31 protein-coding genes and 1 tRNA gene are annotated in these 20,733 nt (G+C 71.1%); 27 read left to right on the top strand and 5 right to left on the bottom strand.

Features of this window, described 5'->3' with window-relative positions; genetic code table 11:
• Nucleotides 1-35: 35 nt before the first annotated feature.
• The 12 genes from ACZDYF_RS10050 (at nt 36) to ACZDYF_RS09995 (ending at nt 6,482) form a co-directional block, all read left to right on the top strand.
• A complete protein-coding gene (locus tag ACZDYF_RS10050; protein ID WP_475056085.1) occupies nt 36-1,208 on the top strand; it encodes a hypothetical protein in 1,173 nt (390 codons plus the stop codon).
• 1 nt (nt 1,209) lies between these two features.
• Entirely contained in the window at nt 1,210-1,545 is a 336-nt protein-coding gene (locus ACZDYF_RS10045; protein WP_475056083.1) for a DUF2190 family protein, read from the top strand.
• 14 nt (nt 1,546-1,559) lie between these two features.
• On the top strand, nt 1,560-2,675 hold the full coding sequence (locus ACZDYF_RS10040) for a phage major capsid protein (RefSeq protein WP_475056081.1): 1,116 nt from the start codon (nt 1,560-1,562) through the stop codon (nt 2,673-2,675).
• A gap of 26 nt (nt 2,676-2,701) precedes the next feature.
• On the top strand, nt 2,702-3,106 hold the full coding sequence (locus tag ACZDYF_RS10035; RefSeq protein ID WP_475056079.1) for a hypothetical protein: 405 nt from the start codon (nt 2,702-2,704) through the stop codon (nt 3,104-3,106).
• A complete protein-coding gene (locus ACZDYF_RS10030) occupies nt 3,106-3,555 on the top strand; it encodes a DUF6093 family protein (RefSeq protein WP_475056573.1) in 450 nt (149 codons plus the stop codon). Before ACZDYF_RS10035 ends, ACZDYF_RS10030 begins: the two co-directional genes overlap by 1 nt.
• Nucleotides 3,552-3,920: an HK97-gp10 family putative phage morphogenesis protein gene (locus tag ACZDYF_RS10025; RefSeq protein WP_475056077.1), complete on the top strand. Its 369-nt coding sequence runs from the start codon at nt 3,552-3,554 to the stop codon at nt 3,918-3,920. Before ACZDYF_RS10030 ends, ACZDYF_RS10025 begins: the two co-directional genes overlap by 4 nt.
• Nucleotides 3,917-4,336 (top strand): hypothetical protein, encoded by a 420-nt coding sequence (locus tag ACZDYF_RS10020; protein ID WP_475056075.1) that lies wholly within the window; start codon nt 3,917-3,919, stop codon nt 4,334-4,336. The genes ACZDYF_RS10025 and ACZDYF_RS10020 overlap by 4 nt, the downstream gene beginning before the upstream one ends.
• 66 nt (nt 4,337-4,402) lie before the next feature.
• Entirely contained in the window at nt 4,403-4,588 is a 186-nt protein-coding gene (locus ACZDYF_RS10015) for a hypothetical protein (protein ID WP_205307938.1), read from the top strand.
• Nucleotides 4,589-4,594: 6 nt separating this feature from the next.
• Nucleotides 4,595-5,116, top strand: a complete 522-nt coding sequence (locus tag ACZDYF_RS10010) for a phage tail tube protein (RefSeq protein WP_475056073.1) — start codon at nt 4,595-4,597, stop codon at nt 5,114-5,116.
• A 95-nt stretch (nt 5,117-5,211) separates the two neighbouring features.
• The gene (locus tag ACZDYF_RS10005; protein WP_475056071.1) at nt 5,212-5,484 is read left to right on the top strand and encodes a hypothetical protein; all 273 of its coding nucleotides are present in this window, start codon (nt 5,212-5,214) and stop codon (nt 5,482-5,484) included.
• 15 nt (nt 5,485-5,499) lie between these two features.
• Nucleotides 5,500-6,195 (top strand): hypothetical protein, encoded by a 696-nt coding sequence (locus ACZDYF_RS10000; RefSeq protein WP_475056069.1) that lies wholly within the window; start codon nt 5,500-5,502, stop codon nt 6,193-6,195.
• Between the two features lie 32 nt (nt 6,196-6,227).
• Nucleotides 6,228-6,482 carry a hypothetical protein gene (locus tag ACZDYF_RS09995; RefSeq protein ID WP_475056067.1) on the top strand — a complete coding sequence of 85 codons (255 nt, stop codon included), beginning with the start codon at nt 6,228-6,230 and terminating at the stop codon, nt 6,480-6,482.
• On the opposite strand, the gene ACZDYF_RS09990 is transcribed toward ACZDYF_RS09995, so the two are convergent.
• Nucleotides 6,479-6,691, bottom strand: a complete 213-nt coding sequence (locus tag ACZDYF_RS09990; protein ID WP_475056065.1) for a hypothetical protein — start codon at nt 6,689-6,691, stop codon at nt 6,479-6,481. The two genes, ACZDYF_RS09995 and ACZDYF_RS09990, sit on opposite strands and share 4 nt — an antisense overlap.
• A 186-nt stretch (nt 6,692-6,877) precedes the next feature.
• On the opposite strand from ACZDYF_RS09990, the gene ACZDYF_RS09985 reads away from it, so the two are divergent.
• The 11 genes from ACZDYF_RS09985 to ACZDYF_RS09935 all read left to right on the top strand — a co-directional run bounded on the left by ACZDYF_RS09985 (nt 6,878) and on the right by ACZDYF_RS09935 (nt 15,918).
• The gene (locus ACZDYF_RS09985; RefSeq protein WP_475056063.1) at nt 6,878-9,907 is read left to right on the top strand and encodes a phage tail tape measure protein; all 3,030 of its coding nucleotides are present in this window, start codon (nt 6,878-6,880) and stop codon (nt 9,905-9,907) included.
• A complete protein-coding gene (locus tag ACZDYF_RS09980; RefSeq protein ID WP_475056061.1) occupies nt 9,907-10,707 on the top strand; it encodes a hypothetical protein in 801 nt (266 codons plus the stop codon). The genes ACZDYF_RS09985 and ACZDYF_RS09980 overlap by 1 nt, the downstream gene beginning before the upstream one ends.
• A 10-nt stretch (nt 10,708-10,717) precedes the next feature.
• Nucleotides 10,718-11,797, top strand: a complete 1,080-nt coding sequence (locus ACZDYF_RS09975; protein ID WP_475056059.1) for a hypothetical protein — start codon at nt 10,718-10,720, stop codon at nt 11,795-11,797.
• Complete coding sequence (locus tag ACZDYF_RS09970) at nt 11,794-12,753, top strand: hypothetical protein (RefSeq protein ID WP_475056057.1); 960 nt, start codon at nt 11,794-11,796, stop codon at nt 12,751-12,753. The genes ACZDYF_RS09975 and ACZDYF_RS09970 overlap by 4 nt, the downstream gene beginning before the upstream one ends.
• 9 nt (nt 12,754-12,762) lie before the next feature.
• The gene (locus ACZDYF_RS09965) at nt 12,763-12,915 is read left to right on the top strand and encodes a hypothetical protein (RefSeq protein ID WP_475056055.1); all 153 of its coding nucleotides are present in this window, start codon (nt 12,763-12,765) and stop codon (nt 12,913-12,915) included.
• A complete protein-coding gene (locus tag ACZDYF_RS09960; protein WP_475056053.1) occupies nt 12,915-13,574 on the top strand; it encodes a hypothetical protein in 660 nt (219 codons plus the stop codon). Before ACZDYF_RS09965 ends, ACZDYF_RS09960 begins: the two co-directional genes overlap by 1 nt.
• 34 nt (nt 13,575-13,608) lie before the next feature.
• Complete coding sequence (locus ACZDYF_RS09955; RefSeq protein ID WP_475056051.1) at nt 13,609-13,890, top strand: hypothetical protein; 282 nt, start codon at nt 13,609-13,611, stop codon at nt 13,888-13,890.
• Complete coding sequence (locus ACZDYF_RS09950; RefSeq protein ID WP_475056049.1) at nt 13,887-14,090, top strand: DUF7620 family protein; 204 nt, start codon at nt 13,887-13,889, stop codon at nt 14,088-14,090. The genes ACZDYF_RS09955 and ACZDYF_RS09950 overlap by 4 nt, the downstream gene beginning before the upstream one ends.
• Nucleotides 14,087-14,368: a putative phage holin gene (locus tag ACZDYF_RS09945; RefSeq protein ID WP_475056047.1), complete on the top strand. Its 282-nt coding sequence runs from the start codon at nt 14,087-14,089 to the stop codon at nt 14,366-14,368. Before ACZDYF_RS09950 ends, ACZDYF_RS09945 begins: the two co-directional genes overlap by 4 nt.
• Nucleotides 14,369-14,431: 63 nt before the next feature.
• Nucleotides 14,432-15,415 (top strand): M15 family metallopeptidase, encoded by a 984-nt coding sequence (locus ACZDYF_RS09940; RefSeq protein ID WP_475056045.1) that lies wholly within the window; start codon nt 14,432-14,434, stop codon nt 15,413-15,415.
• Nucleotides 15,412-15,918 (top strand): hypothetical protein, encoded by a 507-nt coding sequence (locus tag ACZDYF_RS09935; protein WP_475056043.1) that lies wholly within the window; start codon nt 15,412-15,414, stop codon nt 15,916-15,918. Before ACZDYF_RS09940 ends, ACZDYF_RS09935 begins: the two co-directional genes overlap by 4 nt.
• 5 nt (nt 15,919-15,923) lie before the next feature.
• On the opposite strand, the gene ACZDYF_RS09930 is transcribed toward ACZDYF_RS09935, so the two are convergent.
• Complete coding sequence (locus tag ACZDYF_RS09930; RefSeq protein ID WP_475056041.1) at nt 15,924-16,151, bottom strand: helix-turn-helix domain-containing protein; 228 nt, start codon at nt 16,149-16,151, stop codon at nt 15,924-15,926.
• 168 nt (nt 16,152-16,319) lie between these two features.
• On the opposite strand from ACZDYF_RS09930, the gene ACZDYF_RS09925 reads away from it, so the two are divergent.
• The 3 genes from ACZDYF_RS09925 (at nt 16,320) to ACZDYF_RS09915 (ending at nt 17,494) form a co-directional block, all read left to right on the top strand.
• On the top strand, nt 16,320-16,475 hold the full coding sequence (locus ACZDYF_RS09925; protein WP_475056039.1) for a hypothetical protein: 156 nt from the start codon (nt 16,320-16,322) through the stop codon (nt 16,473-16,475).
• 113 nt (nt 16,476-16,588) lie between these two features.
• Nucleotides 16,589-16,846, top strand: coding sequence for a hypothetical protein (locus ACZDYF_RS09920; protein ID WP_475056036.1), 258 nt, complete (start codon nt 16,589-16,591; stop codon nt 16,844-16,846).
• A gap of 480 nt (nt 16,847-17,326) precedes the next feature.
• On the top strand, nt 17,327-17,494 hold the full coding sequence (locus tag ACZDYF_RS09915; protein WP_475056033.1) for a hypothetical protein: 168 nt from the start codon (nt 17,327-17,329) through the stop codon (nt 17,492-17,494).
• Nucleotides 17,495-17,608: 114 nt separating this feature from the next.
• Here the strand turns inward: ACZDYF_RS09915 and ACZDYF_RS09910 are convergent.
• Nucleotides 17,609-17,681: transfer RNA gene (locus ACZDYF_RS09910), tRNA-Arg, on the bottom strand.
• Between the two features lie 283 nt (nt 17,682-17,964).
• Between ACZDYF_RS09910 and ACZDYF_RS09905 the strand changes: the two genes are divergently transcribed.
• On the top strand, nt 17,965-18,702 hold the full coding sequence (locus ACZDYF_RS09905) for a fumarylacetoacetate hydrolase family protein (protein ID WP_475056031.1): 738 nt from the start codon (nt 17,965-17,967) through the stop codon (nt 18,700-18,702).
• Nucleotides 18,703-18,718: 16 nt separating this feature from the next.
• Here the strand turns inward: ACZDYF_RS09905 and ACZDYF_RS09900 are convergent, their stop codons facing one another.
• Both ACZDYF_RS09900 and ACZDYF_RS09895 read right to left on the bottom strand, forming a co-directional pair.
• Nucleotides 18,719-20,041 carry a DUF418 domain-containing protein gene (locus tag ACZDYF_RS09900; protein ID WP_475056029.1) on the bottom strand — a complete coding sequence of 441 codons (1,323 nt, stop codon included), beginning with the start codon at nt 20,039-20,041 and terminating at the stop codon, nt 18,719-18,721.
• Nucleotides 20,038-20,637 carry a TetR/AcrR family transcriptional regulator gene (locus ACZDYF_RS09895; protein WP_475056027.1) on the bottom strand — a complete coding sequence of 200 codons (600 nt, stop codon included), beginning with the start codon at nt 20,635-20,637 and terminating at the stop codon, nt 20,038-20,040. The genes ACZDYF_RS09900 and ACZDYF_RS09895 overlap by 4 nt, the downstream gene beginning before the upstream one ends.
• Between the last annotated feature and the right edge of the window lie 96 nt (nt 20,638-20,733).

The following is a 20,733-nucleotide window of genomic DNA, read 5'->3' as shown; positions in this document are numbered from 1 at the left end:
CCGAAGCAGCGGCCCCCACCCACGGGCCAGGCCGCATGAACGTGCAGATCATCAACCCGGGCTGGGGGTCCTCCGGGTACTACTCCCAGGACGTCCTCGAAGCCGCGGCCCGCGACCGGATCTTCCCCGCCGGCACGCACATGTACGTCAACCACCCGACCGCGACCGAGAACTACGAGCGGCCCGAGCGCGACCTGAACACGCTCGCCGCGGTCCTCGCCGAGGACGCCCACTGGGACGGCGGCAAGCTCGTCGCCGAAGCGGTCGTGTTCTCGAAGTGGCGCGAGCCCCTGACCGAGATGGCTGAGGCGATCGGGGTCAGCATCCGCGCCGCCGCCGAGGTCGAGGAAGGCGAGGCCGACGGCCGCAAGGGCCGCATCATCACCCGCCTCGTCGAGGGAACCTCGGTCGACTTCGTGACCAAGGCCGGGCGCGGCGGCAAGATCCTGCAGGTCCTCGAGTCCGCCCTGGCCGGCGTCTCCGAGGCGAAGGCGAACGATCGCCGCGAGCAACTCTCGACGCTCCTCAAGGACGCGTACAGCGCGGAGAACACCTGGGTGTGGATCCGCGATCACGACGACACCGCGCGGACCGTGTGGTTCGAGGTCGAGACCGGTGAGGACGCGGGTATCTACCAGCAGTCCTACGACGTGAGTGACGACGTCGCGACCACGCTCACCGGCGACCGCATCGAGGTGCGGGTCCGCACCGAGTACGTGCCCGTCACCCCCGCAGATGTCCCGAGCCGTCCGGCCGGGCAGACCACCGCCACCGAATCCCAGGAGGATCACATGGCAACGACCCAGATCGAGGAGAGCCGCCTGGCTCAGCTCGAGAAGGACGCCGGCCGGGCCACCGCGCTCGAGTCCGAGCGCGACACCGCCCGCCGCGAGCTCGCCGAGGCCCACGCCGCGACCGACACCGCAACGGCCGCCCGCATCATCGCCGAGGCCGACGTCGACTTCGACGAGCTGCAGACCGCCGGCCTCCTGGCCTCGGCTCCGCGCATCGCCGAGTCCGGCCGCCTCGACACCGACGCCTTCACCAAGGCCGTCGCCGAGCACGCCGCGAAGATCGCCGAGGCCCAGGGCGCTGGCAGCGTCCGCGGCCTTGGCGGCAGCACCACCCCCAGCGGCGCCGCCCCGAGCGTCGCCGACGTCGACGAGTCGATCGCCACCGCGTTCGGCCGCTCCGTGAAGGAGGCGTGACATGAGGAACCTCATCTTCAACGAGGCGCGCAAGATCTCGCTGCCCGTTCCCGCCGACACCAAGTCCGGCGCCCCCGTCAAGGTCGGCTCCCTCATCGGCGTCACCGCCACCGCGGAGGGCGAGGGCGGCAACGCCGAGGGCTACGCCACCGTCTGGCGTGAAGGCTCCTACGAGCTCCAGGTCGCCGGCGCGATCGCGTCCGTGGGTCTGCCCGTCTACATCACGAGCGCGAACGCGCTCACCGCCACCGCGACCGACAACACCCTGTTCGGGTATTCGCACGGCACCAAGGGGACCGGCACCGGGCCGCTCCCGGTCATCCTCGCCCAGGTCTGAGAAAGGACCCCCTCATGACCATCTCCAACGTGGGTGAGGCGTTCGGCCTCACCGATGCCGGCACCATGCTCGGCAACAGCCCGACCCAGCGCCGCCAGTACTCCCCCGCCCGCGCCAAGGCCATCGTCGAGGCCGCCGAGCTGTGGGGCCGCGCGTGGGACGGCAACGACCGCGCAGCGCTCCTCGTCAAGGAAGCCCTGTCGACGTCGGACCTGTTCCGGTCCGTCACCGGCGACGTCCTGGACCGCGAGCTCCTCACGAAGTACAACGACACGCCCGCGCAGTGGACCCAGTGGGCCACGCGCGCGAGCGTGAAGGACTTCAAGCCGAAGAAGCTCGTCGACATCCTCGGCGGCCGCGAGGCCCTCGACGAGGTCCCCGAGCTGTCCGAGTACCCCGAGGGTGCCCACGACACCGACGAGTACGAGATCTCGGTGAAGAAGTTCGGTCGCCGGTTCGGGTACTCGTGGGAGGCGAGCATCAACGACGACATCGACGAGCTGAAGCAGATGCCGTCGAACTTCGCGATCGCCGCCACGGTCACCGAGGACAAGGTCGCGAACTCGCTCCTCGTGACGAGCACGGGCGCCCCGAACCCCGGGTTCTTCAAGGCCGCGAACGGGAACGCCCCCGAAACGAAGGTCCTCGACCACGACAACCTCTCCGCGGCGATCACGAAGGTCTCCACGAAGGAGGACGCCGAGGGCGAGATCCTCGTGCCCGGCGCGCTGATCCTCGAGGTCGGGCCCGCACAGGAGATGAACGCCCGCCAGCTCCTCAACGCCACCGAGGTGCGCGTCACCAGCGGCAACAAGACGACGCTCGAGCCGAACTGGCTCAAGGGCGCCATCACCCTCGTCGTGAACGCTCGCCTCAAGGGGACGGCGTGGTTCGTGCTCCCCGCCCCGACGGCACCCCGCCCCGCGTTCGCGGTCGCGTTCCTGCGCGGCTACGAGACGCCGGACATCCGCAAGAAGAACGACCAGGGCACGACCGTCAGCGACGGCGCGCTCGGTGCCGACGCGGGGTCGTTCAACGAGGACGGCGTGTACTTCCGCGTCCGCCATGTCGCCGGTGGCGCGAGCCTCCTGCCGACGCACACCTACGCGGCCACGGGCGCCTCGTCCTGACCGTCCCCTGACCGAGGAGGCGCACCATGCCGATCGACTACACCACCCCCGTAGGGCAGGTGCGCCTCCTCATCGCGGACGTGAACGAGGGCGCGTTTCTCCTCTCGGACGAGATGCTCACGGGCTACCTCGCCCTGAACGGCGTCCCCGCCGACGAGGCGGAACCGGCCTCGTGGTCGGTGAAGCGGGCCGCGGCAGACGCCCTCGACGCGATCGCGACGTCCGAGGTCCTCGTGTCGAAGGTCATCAAGTCCCTCGACCTGTCCACGGACGGTGCGAAGGTCGCCGCCGAGCTCCGAGCCCAGGCCGTGGCCCGGCGCAAGGCGGCAGACGACGAAGAGGCCGCAGCGGAGGACGGGTTCTTCGGCGTCGTCGAGTTCCACCCATACCCGTCCCGCGGGCCCGAGCTCACCGAGCGGGCGTGGCTCTGATGCCGTTCCCCGGAACCACCGTCATCCCGGCCGGGTGGGCCGCACACCACAAGCCCGTCACCGAGGGCGCCATGGGCGCGACGTGCCGCATCACCACCGGCGGCGCAGGCGGCTGGGGCCCCGGCACCGGTGCCACCGGCCCTGGTGCGGAGACCGTCCTGTACGAGGGCAAGTGCCGCATCCAAGCCCAAGCGACCACCCCCACGACAGGGGACGCCGCAGGCCAACTCGTCACCCAGCACACCTACCTCGTCGTCATCACCGCGGACGCCCCCGTGATCCCGACCGGCGACGCCGGCGCGAAGGTCCGCATCCTCACCATCGACCAGAACGGCGACAGCGCCCTCCCCGGCCGCACCCTCACGGTCTCCGACGCCCGGTACTCGTCCCTGCGATGGGAGCGAGACCTGACCTGCATCGACGACCACACCAACCAGGAGGCGCCTTGAGCTTCAGCATCGACGCGTCCGAGCTCAACGCCCTCGCCGCGGACCTCTCGAACGTCGCCGGCAAGATCGGCCCCAAGGTGCAGACCGTCATGCGCAAGACCGCGCGCGACATCGAAGCCGACGCGAAGGCACTCGCCCCCGTCGACACCGGCAACCTCCGGTCCAGCATCGGCCACTCCGACCTGCGCACGGTCGGGCAGTCCGGCACGCTCGAGGTCGAGATCGGGCCCACCGCGAACTACGGGGTCTTCGTCGAGTTCGGCACCTCCCGCATGGCGCCCCACGCGTTCATGGGCCCGGCGTTCGATCGCCGCTCCCCCGGGTTCGTGTCCGCGCTCGAGGACATCGTCGGGGACTTCCTGTGACAAGCGCGGCCGAGCTCCACACCGCGGCCCTCGCGCTGCTGCGGGCGGTCCCGACCATCGGGGTCTACGACGGCAAGGTCCCCGACAGCCCGCCAGCGGACACTTCAGGGCGCACCTACCCGTACGTCGTCGTGTGGCCCTCCGCCGGGCACTACCCGAAGACGGAAGCTGGCGCCCTGGACGCGGCACCCGGTGACGAGCTCACCTGGCCCGCCCAGTTCACCGTCGCCGCAGGCGAGCCCCTGTGGGTCCTGCAAGCCGCGGCCCTGGTGCGCAAGGCCCTCGCGGGCAAGCACCTCACCCCGCTCACCGGGCCGCTCGTCGAGGACGAGGTCTCGGTCCCGGTCCAGGTCGACCCGGTCGTGAAGCCCGCCCGGTTCTTCGTCCCGATGATCTTCCGCACCACCGGCGCCTGACCCGCCACCGAGCAGCCCCCGTCGACCGGCGCGGGGCCCGTACCCATGCCCAGAAGGAGGCCAGTCATGGCTGAGTTCGTCGACGCCTACGACAAGCGCACCGGGGAGAAGACGCGCGTCCCCGCGCACTTCTTCGACGTCCCGTCGCTGTCGCGGCACCTCTCGAAGACCCCCCGCCAGTCGGCGGCGGACAAGGCCGCGACCGCGGCGACCACCACCAAGACCCCGGCCGCCGGGGACAAGAAGGAGTGATCCGGCATGCCTCGTTCCCTGGCTGACGGCAAGACGAAGTTCACCATCCTCACGACGAAGCCCGCCGACCCCGCGAAGCCGACGGCCACCGAGCTCAACGCGGGCATCGACGCGTCGTGCAACCTCATGGCGTCCGACTTCCTGTGGGGCGCCACCGACTCGGACAAGGTCGCGGAGAAGGCGCTGTGCGTCGAGAACAACGCGAACAGCCTCGGCGCATCGAACTACCAGGTCGGCCTGACGCCGTTCCGGTACTTCGACGCCACGACCGGCGCGTCCGCGACCGACGAGGGCGACGACGTGTTCCAGGCCCTCAAGTCCAAGGGCACGACCCTCTACGGGTACGCCCGCAAGACGTCGAAGAAGTCGACCGAGGCGTGGGCCGCGTCCGACGAGATCTACCTCGGCGGGGAGTTCCTCACCGACGAGCCGCAGCCCCCGTCGGACCTGGGCGGCTTCGTGAAGTGGCGCGTCCCGGGCGAGATGCAGGCCGCGTGGCCGTTCATCACGGTCGCCGCCGGCGCCTGACCTCCTGACCCCGGCGGGCCCGTTCTTCACGGGTCCGGGCCCGCCGGTCACCCCTTCACCACCGACCCGTGCCGAGACCCGCAGAGGCGGTTCCCATGAGCAAGACCATCGAAGGCGTCCCCGAGTTCCTGACGCACGAGCAGTACCTCGCACCCCTCGCTGCCATCGGCCTCAACGCCGACGTCATCAGCGAGATTCGCTACGCATCCGACGGCGTCCACGCCCTCGTGTTCGAGCTCGACGAGGCCGGCCGCAAGCGCTATCACACCGGCAAGCCGGGCGGCGCGATCAAGCACCGCGTGTTCATCCCCGTGCGCCGGGTCCCCGAGGACGAGCGCACCACCCGCATCACCCCCGTGAAGAACTGACCCGTGGAGAGACCCGTGAACGAGAACCAGAGCACCGACAGCACGCCCGCCGACTTCGACATCCTCGACTGGATCCAGTCCGGCACGATCGCGCGCCGCGAGGTCACGATCTACAACGACCCCCGACTCGTCGAGGAATACGAAGCCGTCGAGGCCCGCCTCGCCAAGGCCGGGTGGGTCGAGCCCGACACCGCGCCCCGCTCCCGCGACGACGACCGCTCCGAGGCCACCCTCGGCGACACCCACACGGACGAGATCGCCGAACTCCTCGCGCAGCGCGACGACATCGCCGCCCGGTGGGAGCAGTCGAAGTCCCTGTGGACGGTGCGGGCGATCTCGCAGCCCGAAGTCGAGGCCACCTTCGACGTCGTGCCCATCCCGAAGCAGCCCGTCCTGCCGAAGAACTTCGAAGCGGCCCCGGACTCTGTCCGCGAGGCCTACGCCGAGAAGGCACGCCTGGCCCAGGTGGCTCACGCCCAGGCGAACGAGGACCGGAAGCTGGCAGTCGTCTCGTCCGCGGTCGTGAGCATCGAGACTGCCAAGGGCACCGCGGAGGGCATCACGTTCGACGCCCTCAAGGCGCTGCGCGCGCGCCCTCACGGCAAGCAGTGGATCGACCGCCTGTACGACGCCGTGAACGCCGCAACGTCGACGGACGCCGAACTGCCCCGCCCTACGTCGAACGGGCGCTCCGCGAACGTCCAGGCCTAGTCCTGGCGCTCCAGGCCGCCCGCGCCTGGAGTGTGCGCCCGACGAAGTACCTCAAGAAGTGGTCCGCCGTCGACCGGACCCTCGCAGAAGCCCTACTCCTGCACGAGAAGGCGTTCGACCCCCACGGCATCCCGTGGGAGGTCGCGCTCGACCCCGAGAAGGGGTCCTGGCTCGAGGTCGACGAACGCATCAACTGGGCGTCCGCCGCCGTGGAGAACTGGCGCGCTCAAGGCGGCCATGAGCCGGGCGCCTACCCGGTCGTGGTGGACACCCAGAACGGGGGCTAGGGGCGGGGCTTCTGGAACAGCACGAACGCTGCCACGACCAGAGCGGCGCCCCCGGCGATCGCGACGTACCCGATCACGTTCCATACCGCGCTGTCCGCCCCGAGGCCGCCGATGCCCGGTAGCCACAGCACCAGCGCGCCCATGACCAGGCAGATCCACGCGCGTGCGCGCCGGTCGTAGGCCTTGCGCCGTTGCTCGATCTCGCTCATGGCGCCCATTCAACCGCATAGCACCAACACCCGGGGGGTGACATGACCAACCGGACTGTTTCTGTGCGTCTGCGGGCCGAGGTCGCGGACTTCCGGCGTCAGATGGAAGAGGCGACGCGCGCTACGGAGCGGGTCGGGCGTGGCACTGAGGACTCGGCGGCAAGGGCAGACACGGCCCTCGGGCGCATGGTCCAGTCGGCCTCTCAGAACAGCCAGGCGTGGAACACCGCGGGCGCTGCGATGACCGGGTTCGGCGTGGCCACGACGGCCGTCGTCGGAATCGCAGTGTCGAAGTTCGCCGACTTCGACGCGGCGATGTCGGGCGTCGCCGCCACCGGGGGCGCCACCACCGCCGAACTCGGGAAGCTGCGCTCGGCCGCGATCGCCGCTGGCGCAGACACGAAGTACTCCGCGACCGAGGCGGCGAACGGCATCGAGGAGATGGCCAAGGCGGGCGTCTCGGCGACGGACATCCTCAACGGTGGACTGAACGGTGCACTGAGCCTTGCCGCTGCTGGACAGATCGAGGTCGCCGACGCCGCAGGCATCGCGTCGACAGTGATGAACCAGTTCGGTCTCACGGGCCGCGACGTCGGGCACATTGCTGACGTCCTTGCCGCGTCCGCTGGAAAGGCGAACGGTGAAGTCGCCGACTTCGGCCTCGCCATGAAGTACGTGGGCCCGGTCGCTGCACAGCTCGGGGTCTCCCTTGAGGAGACCTCAGGTGCACTCGCGCTCCTGGCACAGAATGGCCTCCTGGCCGACTCGGCCGGAACGGGCCTGCGCGGCATCCTGATGTCCCTGACGGCGCCCACCAAGGCCGCACAGGTGACGATGGACGAGTACGCCATCTCCGCCTTCGACGCCCAGGGCAAGTTCGTCGGTTTGACCTCTCTTGCCGGGCAACTCCAGACGCAGCTTGGTGGCCTCACAGAGGCGGAACGCTCCGCAGCGCTGGGCCGCATGTTCGGCAACGAGCAGATCACCGCTGCCCGGATCCTGTACGCCGAGGGCGCCGGGGCGATCCAGTACTGGACCGAGCAGGTCGACGACCAGGGGTACGCCGCCGAGGTCGCCGCGACCAAGATGGACAACCTCAAGGGCGACCTCGAGGGGCTCTCGGGATCGCTCGAGACGCTCATGATCGGCGCTGGCGAAGGCGCGAATGGCCCGCTGCGCTCCCTCGTGCAGGGCACCGACTCCCTCGTCGACTCCCTCGCGGGACTCCCGCCATGGGTCCAGCAGGCAGGCCTGGGCCTGGGCGCCCTCGTAGGCGGTGTCTCCCTACTCGCCGGCGGCTTCCTGCTCACGTTCCCCCGCGTCATTGAGACGGGCAAGGCACTCCGAGACCTCGGCGTCATCACCCCTCCCGTCGCGGCGAAGCTCGGCTCGATCGCTGGCTCGCTCGTCAGGATCGGTGGCGCAGCACTCGCGGTCGGCGCCACCGCGGCGGCGACCGGGATCCTCGTTGATGCGCTCACACGCGGGGACGCAGCGCCCAAGGCAAACGCGATCGCCAAGGCCGTCAACGATCTCGCCAACGGTGGGAACCTGGAGGACCTCAACTCCAACTTCGACAACTTCGGCACAGCCCTCGGCATGTCGAGGTCGTCGGTGACGGACCTCGGGTCCGCCATGGATCTGGTCTTCAAGAAGGACCTCACCGACACGATCGCATCATGGGGCGGGGCGCTGCCCGGCGTGACGTCCTACGTCGAGCTCGCCGAAGAACGGTTCACCAACCTCGACAAGGTGATGGCCAACATGGCCTCGTCGGGCGCAGCTGACAACGTCCGCGAGACGCTCTCGCAGATCTACGCCGAGGCGGAGTCGCGCGGCATCAGCCTAGACACGATCAAGACCGCGTTCTCGGAGACCGAGGACGCGCTTGTCGGCGTCGACGAGGCGGCGAGGACCGCAGAGGAGGGCGTCGCCGGGGTCGGCGATGCCGCGGCAGTCGCGACGCCTCCGGTCGAAGAGATGTCCGAGGCGATGGCGAAGTTCCTCGAGGGCGTCGGGAGCGCCGCGGGTGGCTTCCTCGATTGGTCCAAGGGGCTCGACGAGGCGAAGTACTCCCTCGGGGGCTGGCTCGCCGAGCTCGAAGCGCAAGCGGGCGCCCTGGAGGGCTGGTCGGCGAACCTTGTTCGCCTCGGCGAGCGGGGTATTTCGCAGGGGCTCATGGAGAAGCTGGCTGCGCTCGGCCCTGCTGGCGCCAAGGCGGTCCAGGATCTCGCGAACGGTACCGACGAGGAGATCGCTCGCGCGGAGGCCGCGTTCCAGCGCGGCGTCGACGCGACCGGGAACCTGCAGGTCGCGCTTGACGGCTTGTACGCCCCGCCGCCGATCGCTGTGGAGGTCGACACGTCGGCTGCTTCGATCGAGGCGCAGATCCTCGCTGGGGAGCTGCACGTCTTCGGTGAGTCTGTGAGCCCGTGGGAGATCACCGCGAACCGTGACTCGGCCGCGATCGAGGCGCAGATCCTCGCGGGCGAGCTGTACGTGTTCGGTCAGTCGGTGTCGCCGTGGGAACTGCGTGCGGATCCGTCGAGGGCAGAGGCGACAGCCCGAGGGACGGTGAACGCGTTCGGGCAGATGGTGCCCGACCCGTTCAAGCTGAACGCTGACCCGTTCAACGCGAACCGGACGACGAACGCGTGGCTCAACACCCCGCGGGGCACGTCTGTCTCGGTCGACGCGGACGTCAGTCCTGCAGAACGGGCCGTCGGGCGCGCGATCGCGGCCATCAGGTCGATGACCGCGGTGATCCCTGGGATTCCCGGGGGCTTCACCGGCGGGCAGGTCGGCGGCATCGCAGGCTTCGCGGCGGGCGGTCAGGTTCCGGGAACGCCTCCGTCCGATCCGACGCGCGACAACGTGTTCGCGATGACGGAGCGTGGACGTCCGCTCATGGTCCGCTCGAAGGAGTGGATCCAGCCGCAGCCCGCAGTCGAGTACTACGGCGCGGGCGTGATGCGGGCCCTGCAGTACCGACAGATCCCGAAGGCGGTACTCGCGGGCTTCTCCGCTGGCGGATCGCCGTCGGCTCCCCAGTACGCCTACGCGGGCGCCACACAGGCACCCATCGCTGCCCCGACGCTCGACCTCACCGGCCTGCAGCTGGTGGGGACACTCGATCTCGGCAACGGGTTGGAGGCGCGCATGGAGGCGGTGGCGGTCCGGTCGATCCGCACGTCTCAGGCTCGGAGGGCTGGCTGATGGCTGTCTCGATCACGGCGTCCGTGGTGCCGGCGGGTTCGCCGGAGCCGGTGCAGATCGTCCTTGCGGGTGTTCCTGCGGGTGTGGGGTACCTGGTGACGGGCACGACGGGCGCCGGCTCGTCGTGGCCGGTGCCCGGCGGGGTCGGGTTGTCGACGGGTCAGCAGGTCGTGCTCGTCGACAACCGGTCCGCGCTCAACGCTCAGGTCGTGTACCAGGCGGTCGTCGCGGGGGTGACCTACGTCGCGGCGCCGGTGACCGTGTCACACCCAGGGCGGGCTGTGCTGCAGTCGCTCGACGGGCAGACGTCGGTCGACTTCGTGTGGGACGACAACGGGATGCCCCGGGACTTCGTCTCGAACACAGCGGTGTTCGACGTCCCCGGGCGGGCCCGCCCGCCGGTGCGGTACGCGCCGGGCGGGGACGGTGGCGGGGCGCTGCGCATTCGCACGAACCGGCAGAACACCGTCCACATGCGCGACCTGCTGCGCGCCGGTCGCCCCATCGTCGTGCGGACGGACGGGGGCATCCGGGACCTGGACGCGGTCGACCTGATCCAGGTCGTGGGCAAGCCGTCGAACGTCCTGTGGGCGGGCGACGGCGGGCTCTCGACCCAGCGCGTGTGGTCGCTGGAGTACGTCCTGGTCGACGACCCCGAGCCCTCGGCGGTGCTCAGCGCGTGGACGTGGGACGACTTCGACGCCGCCATGGCCACTCGCACGTGGGCCCAGCACGATGCCCTGTTCGCGTCGTCCACCTGGGATCAGTGGGACACCTACCCCTGGGGGCAGCTGCTGTGAGGAGGCACCGATGAGGGCAGGACCGCCGCAGGAGGTGCTGTCCGGAACGTGCGGGTGGGCGCCGGCGGTGTCCTCGTGGCTCGGCGGTCGCCTGCTCGACGCGGACGTCCCGGTCAGGCGCGGGCGCGTGGTGGCACAGGTCGGGCAGAAGGTCCCCGAGCGGCTCACGCTCACGGTGCCGCGGTTCGATGGCCTGCGGGACATGCGCCCCGGTGATCAGGTCGACCATCCGCTGGCCCGGTACGGGCAGGAGCTGCAGGTCTCGATCCTGGTCTCCTCGGCTGTCGACACCGACACGTGGGAGACCCGTATCGGCCGATTCCTCGTCACCGACTGGGACGACGGCGACGACGGCACGATCCAGGTCGTCGCGGCCGGGCGATTGCGCCGACCGCAGGACGCCAAGCTCACGTCCCCGACCCAGCCCGAGATGGGCGCCACGCTCATGTCCGAGGCCCGGCGCCTGCTCCCGCCTGGGATGAGCGCTGGCTTCGACCCGGCCCTGGTCGACCGACCATGCCCAGCCGGGATGGCCTGGTCAGAGGATCGCCTCGCGGCCCTGCAGGAGATCGCCGACGCGTGGCCTGCGCTACTGCGCACCGACGAGTGGGGACAGATCGTCTACCGCCGCCCCCTGCCGCCGATCCCCGTGCCGGTGCTGACGCTGCGCGACGGGGAGCGCGGCACACTGGCCTCTGCGGGGCGCTCGGATACTCGTGACGGCGCCTACAACCAGATCGTCGCCCGCTCGTCCGCGTCCGGCTCGGAGGACATCCAGGCGATCGCCCAGCAGGCCACCGGGCCCATGGCCGTCACGGGCGAGTACGGGCCGGTCACCAAGATCTGGTCCTCCCCGCTCATCACCACGGACGCCATGGCGCTCGCCTCGGCACAGACCATGCTCGCCAACTCCGTCCTCCCGGCTACCTCTGTCCCGGTCCGGTGCGTCCCCGATCCCCGCATTGACCTCGACGACCCCGTCGAGATCCTGCGCGACGGGGACCGCACGTGGGGCTGGGTCACCGGATACGACCTGCCCCTGACCGTCGCCGACGGCGAGATGCGCGTAGACGTGGGGGTGAGCATGTGAGCGACCTCGACCTCATGCTCCCGAATCCCAGCGCGGCCTCCGACGACGCGCTGACGACCGTGGGCCCGTGCTACGAGGTGAACACCTCGGCGCGCCTTGTGCGGGTCGGTGTGCACGGCACTCCCCTGTGGCTGCCCGCCCAGCCCGGGCGCTACCGCCCGTCAGCTGGCCCCGGCGGCCTGGCGCGCGTCCTGGTCAACCCCCTCACCGGGCGCCCCGAGCTCGTGCTCGGCCCGGTCGACCCGCTTGACCCTGTCGCCCCAGCCACCATGACCGCTGCCACCGCGACGGTCGCAACGGTCTCCTGGGCAGGGGCCTCCTACGCCCTGCCCTACCTGGCAGGCGCCTACGGAACCCCGCCCGTCTCGGTGTGGGTCTCCCTGTCCGACTGGGGCGTACCCGTCCTGGTCCTGGGCCCCTCGGCGGTCGCCCCGACCGGCGGCGGCGGCACGCCTCCTCCCGCGCCTGGCGGCACGATCCAGGTCACCCAGACCATCACCCCGCAGTGGTCGGGGTCATGGCGCACCACTGCGGGCGACTGGGACCGGTGGAACACCGGGCGGTACGGCGGTCGCTCCACCCTCTACCAGGGCTCCGGGTTCGGCTCCGGGCCCATGATCGGGCTCGCGACCTACGGCGACCAGCTCACCAACCTCGGCGCGACCAGCATTGACCGGGTCCAGGTCATGCTCGGCGGCGTCGGCCTTGCCGGCGCGGCCGGTCCCGCGAGCGTGCAGGGTTCGCCCCACGCCTCCCAGCCGAGCGGCTCCCCGGTCTCCTCTGGACCGGTCTCCACCGGCGACGGATGGACCGACCTGGCCGCTGCGACCTGCGAGGGCATGCGCACCGGTGCCATCAAGGCCCTCGCGCTCGTCGGCCCCCAGTACTGGGCCGTGGCGGGCGCGGGCAACGGCGACGGCATGGCCCTGTCCGTGACCTACACCCGACCTGCCTAGGAGGCGCCCATGTGGATCTACTGCGACATCTGCGGGGCCGTCGTGGCCCTCATCGGCCTGCACGCCGACTGGCACGCGGCCCGCGGCGAGACCCCGCCCACCCCATCCCCCGAGCCTGAACCCACCCCGGGCCCAGCGCCCACCAGCAAGGAGGTCGTCTGATGGCGGTCAGCGCCCGCAAGCACGTCGTCCCCGCCGCCGGAGAGACACCGCGCCGGCAGGTGATCAACGACCTCGCGGGCAGCATCAACGACGTCGTGCCCGTCGCGAACACGACCGAGCGCGCCCAGCTCGTGGCCGACGTCGTCGCGGCGGGCCACACCTGGCCGCGCCCCCTGCTCGTCGCCCGCGCGGACGCGACACCCGGATTCGAACTCGAGGTCACGGTCGAGGGCACGAAGTGGCGCCCGGTCTCTGGCGGCACGCTCTCGCGCTACATCACCCCGACGGCCGCGGGAAGCCTGGGCGCCGGGGTGTACGTCTCCATCGGCCCCACCCAGACCACCCCCGCGGCGCCCTTCGGTCCAGGTGTGCCCTACCGGGTCACCCAGCGCGCCTCGATGGGCGTGGTCCTGGCCCCCGGTGGCGCAGCCCGCATGGAGGTCCACCGCGACGGAACCCAGTACGCGGCCACGTACACCGAGAACCGCGGCTCGGCGAACACCCTCGTCACCGTCCGGATCGCCGACGACGCCTACATCACCGACGACTCCGCCCACACCTGGGACGTGCGACTCCAGGCCGTCGGCGTCGGCGCGATCGTGCAGGCCGACAACGCCCGCCAGTGGTACATCGACGCCACCCCGCGAGGCGTCCTGTGACGCCCCCGGAGTGCCCGCGCGTCGAGGGCCGCCGATGATCGAGGGCATCCCCACGGGCATCGTGGACCTGTCCGGGTGGGGTGTAGTCGGGCTCATCGTTGTCTTGCTTCTGCTCGGCAAGGGCGGGATCGCGTTCCGCCGCGAGGTCGACGCCGAGAAGGTCCGCGCCGACACCTGGCAGGCGGCATGGCAGGCCGAACGTGCTGCGTCCCAGGAGAAGGACGCAACGAGCGTCGAGCTCCTCGAGAACTCGCGCACCACGGTCCGCGTGCTCGAGGTCCTGCAGGCGCAGGCCGAACGGGGTGAGGGCCCGTGATCTTCTCCCGCCGCAAGCGCCACGCACGTGACCGCGCCCAGGCCCAGGCCGATGCCGCGCTCACCCAGTCCGTCGACCACCTCCACGGCACCGTGCTCCGCGCCCAGGAAGCCCGGCACGTCGCCGACCGCCTGCGCGAGCTCCAGCGCCAGAACCACTTCGCCGAGAGCATCCGCTCCGCCTACGGGAGGCCCACGTGACCGCGCTCATCCTCGTCCTGCAGTGCCTGGCCCTGGCCGCCGCGCTCGCGTTCGTCATCCTGTACTGGGTCCACGCCCGGTGGTGGCAGTCCCCGACCGGGCGCAACGTCATGGGGGTCTCCCTAGCCGTCGCCGCGGTCCTGGGGCTCGTTGTCGCCCAGGCCCTCGTCCCGGACTACCCCGGGCGCCGCGTCGCCCAGACCATCGTCTACACCGCGACCGCGGTCCTGTTCGTCCAGCGCACCGTCCAGATGCTGCGCGCCCAACGCCGTCCCTGACCCACCCCACCCCGGGCCCCGACACGCACGACGTCGGGGCCTTCGTCATGCCAGGAGGCAGACATGGCCACCACCTACGCGAACGGATCCGTGCCCGAGTCCGCCCTCGCACCGCTCGACGGGCAGCCCGACGCGTTCCTGCGGGCCGACGCGGCCGCAGCCTGGAACAGGGCCCGGGCCGAGGTCAAGCGCCGGACCGGGATCACGCTCCGGGTCCGGGGCTGGAACCGCACCCGCACGGAACAGGTCCTGTTCTACCTGCAGCGGCACCGCCTGGCCCGCAAGGGCGAACGTGTCTGCTGCTACTGGCAAGGACGTCCCTACGCCTTCACCGGAACCGCGCACGCCGCACCGCCCGGGACCTCCAACCACGGCTGGGGCACCGCCGTCGACGTCGAGGACTTCGGGACAGTCGGGCAGTTCGACCACCCCCGCCGCGCCAAGACGTACCCGCTCCTCGCCGAGCACGGATGGACCGACACCGAGGGCCGCGGCTCCATCCGCGAGCCCTGGCACCTGGTCTACGACCCCACCCGAGACACGCACCTCGTCTCGCGCCCCGTCCCGGGCGCGGGCGGCTCGATCACCACACCGACCATCCCGGGCCGACCGGCCCCCATCACCCCGAGAGGCCCCCTCATGGCACTGACCGACTCCGAGCAGGCCGAGCTCCTGCTCAACTCCCGCCAGCTCCGCGATGTCCTGGGCGCCCAGGGCGGCCTCAACACCAAGCCGGACTCGACCGTCCTCGCGCACTCGCGCGCCACGATCGACCTGCTCCGCGCCCTGCCCAACGCCATCTGGATGGCGCCCCTGATCGGGCGCCGCCCCGGCACCACGGACGTCGAGGTCCACCCGGCCGTCGAGTGGCTCACCGTCCTGGCCTACCGCGTCAGCGACCTCGTCTCCGCACCCACCGGCGGCGGCGCCGCGCTCGACCCCGACGCGTTCGCCCAGGCCGTCATCGACGCCCTGCCCGACGACATCGCAAAGACCGTCCTCGACGGCCTCGCCGCCCGCCTCGCCCCCCGAAAGGACCCCGCATGACCACGCCCACGCACCCGATCTCCGACCGCGCCGTGTCCTACCTGCGCACCGTCGTCCCCGTCCTGTGGGGCTCGGTCGTCGCCGCGATCCTGCGCGCGATCACCCCGCACCTGCCCGGCGACCTCGGCACCGCCCTCGCGACCTGGCTCAGCGCCGAGACCACCCTCGCCCTCGTCACCGCCGCGGCCATCGCCGCCTGGTACGCCCTGTGGCGATGGGCCGAACCCCGCATCCCCGACTGGCTCACGCGCCTGGTCCTCGGCTCCGCACAGACCCCCGTGTACGTCCGCGACGCCGAGATCGGCGTCCTCAAGGAGTACGCGCCGCCGGCGTCGGGCACCCCGCCCGGCGTGTTCGAGCGCGGCGACCACGTCACGATCACCGCCACCGGCCAGGGCGGCAAGGTCTTCTACGCTGAGCAGCGCGACGACGGCTGGCACTACGGCGTCCGGCTCGACGGCTCCGACATCGTCGCGGTGTACCACCCGGGCGACCTGGCCTGATTGGTTCAGGACGTCGGGCGGATCAAGAGCGCAAGGAGCTCGCGTGGAGGGGCACTCGTCTCGTGTGCGACGGCGTCCACGATGTCCAGGCTGAGGGCGTTCTTGCCGGACAGCCGATGGGAGACGTACCCCTGCGATCGGTCGAGGCGGCGCGCGACCTTCTTCTGACTGACCTTGTGGTGCGTCATGTAGTCCCGCAAGGCTTGGCTCACTTCTGCGTTGAAGTTGCTCATCGCCTCAGGCTACGCAGCACGACCAACAGCCCCGCCCTCCTTCGGGAGGGCGGGGCACTTCGTCGTCATGGGACCAGGTCACGCGTTCGGCGGTACGCTCACGTCACCATCGGGTGGGCGTGCGGAAGGTCGCGTTGAGGGTCCGATCGAAGCAGGAACGAGAACTCGATGCCGTACCGCTACTGGACCGAGGTCCGGTACTGCCCGGCCTGTGGGAGTGTGGTCGATGTGCAGATGACCGGCAACGCCTCTCAGCGCGACCCGAGCAACGCGCGCACCCAGGATGCAACCGGCCTCGACGAGGCCGGCCACCCCTTCAACTGACGAAAGCCCCGCTCTCCCGAAGGAGGGCGGGGCTTTTCGTTGTCACTCTGGCCTGTGACGAGCGAGCGATCAGGGGGCACCATCCTCGAACACATGTTCGATACCCTGGTCTCGTGAGCAGACCGACGGGCAACACGTCATTCCCGAAGCGGGCCCGCACCCTGAGCCCGAAGCAGTACGGGCACGAGGTCACGACGCCGGAGACGCCGATGCCGGTCCGGGCGTGGATCGTGACGATGGAGGGTGACGAGTTCGAGATCGATGCTGACGCGATCGCCTGGACGAAGCGGGCCGTCCACATCAGCTACATCGACCGGTTCGAGCGCCCCGACACCGCATGGGTCTGGGCTGGAGCCGTCGTCAGGCGATAGCTCGACGCCTCTTCCACGCTGTCGAGCGGGCGATGCGGCAGGCTCGGCACCTGCGCCGTGCTTGGTTGTCCGAGGGGAAGCGGTAGGTGTTCTCTGGCGTGTACTCGTGTCCGGCCGGGCAGTGCGTCTTCTCGAGCTGACGAGCCCCGCGCCCCGACCGCTCCGTGCTCCCTGTGCGGGCCCGGCGCCGGTAGTGGACCCTGCACACGTCCTGGCGCCCCACCCGTGGCCGCTCGCACCCCACGACGCCGCACTCGGCACGCTCGGCCGGAGCGCGGAGGCGGGCAGTCTCGGCGAAGTGCTCGCGAACGAGCCGCGCCTGATCGTCGTCGAGCACCCACCAACCGGACGCTCTCTGCCAGCCCTGCGCCGCGACCCACGTGCGCACCGTCTTCGGAGACACCCCGACCTCTTCCGCGAGCTCGCGGATCACCCACTCCCCTGCCATGGCCGGGAGCCTAGCCGACCTACCCTGAGCGCATGATCCTCAACGCGATGCTCGAGCAGACCCCCGCCGACTCGACCGGAGAGGGTGAGCGCGTCACGCGCGAGACCAGGATCGAGGCGGCCACGTACGAGGAGGCGCGGGACCAGTTGTTCTCCGATGTCCCCGAGGGGTGGCGGGTGCTTTGGTTGCGGTCCGCGTGACCCGGATTCTGGGCCGTTGGCTACAGGGTTGGCTACACCTGGTGTAGTTCGGGCTCCTGGAACGACGAAGGCGCGGCCCCTAGTTTCCTAGGAACCGCGCCGATTCGCGTACTGTGCGCCCGGAGGGATTCGAACCCCCAACCTTCTGATCCGTAGTCAGATGCTCTATCCGTTGAGCTACGGGCGCCCGGCTGTTCGTGATTTCTCTTGAGCAGCCGTCGAGAAGACTACAACGAGATTCGCTGGATACTCAAACCGATACGGCCTGACCAGCCGCTTCGTGACGCACGACACCTCGGGCGCCCCTCGTCGAGGCTGTCCGGAGCGTCGGCGGAGCGCTCCTCGCACCAGCCGCATCTGGTGCACATCGGACGTCATACCTCCTGTACTCTCGCCTCAGCCGGCACGACCGCGCCGACACCCGCGAGCGACGCCCGCGGACCGATCGCCCGCAGACGGAGGAACCCACCGTGAGACTCGCTCGGATCGACACCCCCACAGGCCCTCGGCCCGTCGTGCAGGACGGCGACCTCTGGGCCGTCGTCGTGGACCACTACGCCCCGGTCCTCGAGCGCACGGGCGAGACCTACCCCGTCGACGGCGCACGCCTCCTCGCGCCGTGCGAGCCGCGTGTCGTGCTCGGCATGGCGCACAACAGCGGCCCCGCGGACCGGGCCGTCCCGCCGCAGGCGTTCACCAAGTCGGCACGCACCGTGGTCGGGCCGGGCGAGCCCGTGCGGCTCGACCCGGCCGCCGGCAGGGTCGTGGTCGAGGGCGAGCTCGCGATCGTCGTCGGCCGCACGGCCCGCCACCTGACGCCCGAGCAGGTTCCCGGCGTGATCCTCGGCTGGACCGTGGGCAACGACGTGACGGCGTACGAGCAGAGCGCGCTCGACGACAAGTTCACGCAGTCCAAAAACGGGGACGGCTTCACGCCGCTCGGCCCGTGGATCGAGACGGACCTCGCGACCCCGGGAGACCTCGCGATCGACGTCCAGGTCGACGGCGCCACGCAGGCCGAGGCGTCGACGTCGGGCCTGGCGTGGGACGTCGTCGAGCAGCTCGTCTACCTGACGTCGCACCTGACCCTCGGCCCGGGCGACGTGGTGCTCACGGGGTCGCCGAGCACGTCGGCGCACGTCGTGCCCGGCCAGACCTCCTCCATCACGATCGAGGGCGTCGGGACGCTCACGAACCCGATCGTCTGACCTGGCCGCCGGGGGCTCAGCGCGACGCCCGCCACCGCGGGCGTCGCCCGTTCGTGACCCACCGCAGCGTCCACTCGAGCGGCCCGTACACGTGCCGTCCGAGCCACCACCGGCTCAGGACGAGCTGGGCCGCGAAGGCGACCGCCACGAGCCCGAGCACCGCGGCCGGCGCGACCTGGTCCACGAGCCCCAGGCCGTAGCCCGTGAAGACGAGCGCGAGCACGGCCGACTGGCCGACGTAGCCCGTGAGCGCCATGCGTCCGGCCGGCGCGATCGAGTCTCGGACGCGCGGCGAGCGCCGGAACAGCGCGAGGCATCCGACGGCGTACGCGGCGGTCAGGAAGGGGGCGGTGAGCTGCCCGACGCCGAACGCGAGCGTCTCGAGCCCTCCCCCCGGTGCGCGAACCACGGTCCAGGCGTAGAAGGTCCCGCCCGCCAGCCCGACCGTCAGACCGAGTCCCAGCGACCACCGCACCGCGGCACGTGGCAGCGCGCGGGCGAACAGCTCGTGCCGGCCGGCGGCGAACCCGAAGAAGAACATCGCGAGCGCGCTCGGGCCCTGGAGGAGGACGATCGCCGCCACGACCTCCGCGCGGTGCCCCGCGGTGAAGGCGAACGTCTCCCCCGCGTCGCCCCCGAAAGCCGTCGCCTTCGCGAGGGCCTCGCCGGCCCCCGCCCCCGGAGGAGCCGCCGGGTAGCCCGCGGTGAGCTGGAGCACACCGAGCCCGACCCACAGGACCGCCACGGCCGCGAGCAGCGCGCTCCCGAGGACCACGGCTCGACGCGGGGTCATGTTCCTGGCCACCAGGAGCACGAGGGCGAGCCCCGCGTAGACCACGAGGATCTCGCCGGAGTAGAGCGCGACGCCGTGCACCGCCCCCAGGACGGCGAGCCCCAGGACCCGCCGGAGCATCCGCCCCACGAACGAGACGCCGTCCCGCTCGGCCGAGGCCATCTGGAGCGTGAACGAGTAGCCGAAGAGGAACGAGAAGAGCAGGTAGAACTTGGTCTCGAACAGGGCGGCGACGACGAACCGCACCGCGTGGTCGACCGGGCCGTCGAACGCAGGGTTCCCGCTCGCCGTCGCGTAGTAGGGGTCCGCGAACGCCCACACGTTGACCACGAGGATCCCGAGGAGCGCGAAGGCGCGCAGCGCGTCGACGTCGGCGAGCCGTCGCCCTCGGCCCGTCGTTCCCGCTGCGCGCGACGAGCCCGTCCGGCCTGCTGCGCCCGCAGTGCCTGCTGCGCCCGCAGGGCCGGGATCTCCTGCCCCCGCGGAACCGTCGACGACCGCAGGTGCGCGTCCCGCCGCACCGCGCGCCTCCTGCCCCGCCCTCACGACTCGCCCGCCAGGAGCGCCGTCGCCACGTGCCGCAGCGTGGTGCTCTGCGAACCTGCGTCGAAACCGGGGTCTGCGGCGACGCGCGCGAAGACGCCGTCGACCAGTGCCGCGAGCCAGGTCGCACCTTCCTCGACGGACAGCGTCCTCGAGACCTGACCGGTCCGGACCCCAGCAGCCAGCAGGGCGGCGAGGGCCGCGCGGAAGGCGCGGTCGCCGGCCTGCATCCGCTGCTGCACGTCCTCGTCGCGGTGGGCGAGCGCGGAGATCTCGAGCGCGAGCCCGGCGGCGACGGGGTCGGAGGCCAGTCGGCAGACCTCGTCGAGGAGCGCGAGCAGCGCCTCCCAGGGATCGTCGGCGTGGGCGAGCTCGCTCACGCCGGTCGCGGTGCGCTCGGCGTCCCGGTCGACGACGGCGAGCAGCACGTCGTGCTTGGTCGGGAAGTAGTGGAAGAGGTTGCCGGCGCTCATGCCCGCTCCCGCGCAGATGTCGGCCGTGCGGGTCGCGTCGTAGCCGCGCCCGGCGAAGCAGGTCTCCGCCGCGTCGAGCAGCGCTGACCGGCGAGCGGCACGCTGCTCCTCGTCGACCGTCCTCATGATTTACCTTTCTTTGACTGAGTACTCACTTAAAGATACAGAACGCTCTCGGGCGGGGCAAGCCCCGTACGCCGCGAGGACGGCCACCGGTCCCCC

This window comes from Oerskovia sp. PE-21s (assembly GCF_056158145.1).
The sequence above is the reverse complement of the archived record's forward strand: the minus strand, read 5'-3'. Positions and strand labels throughout refer to the sequence as shown.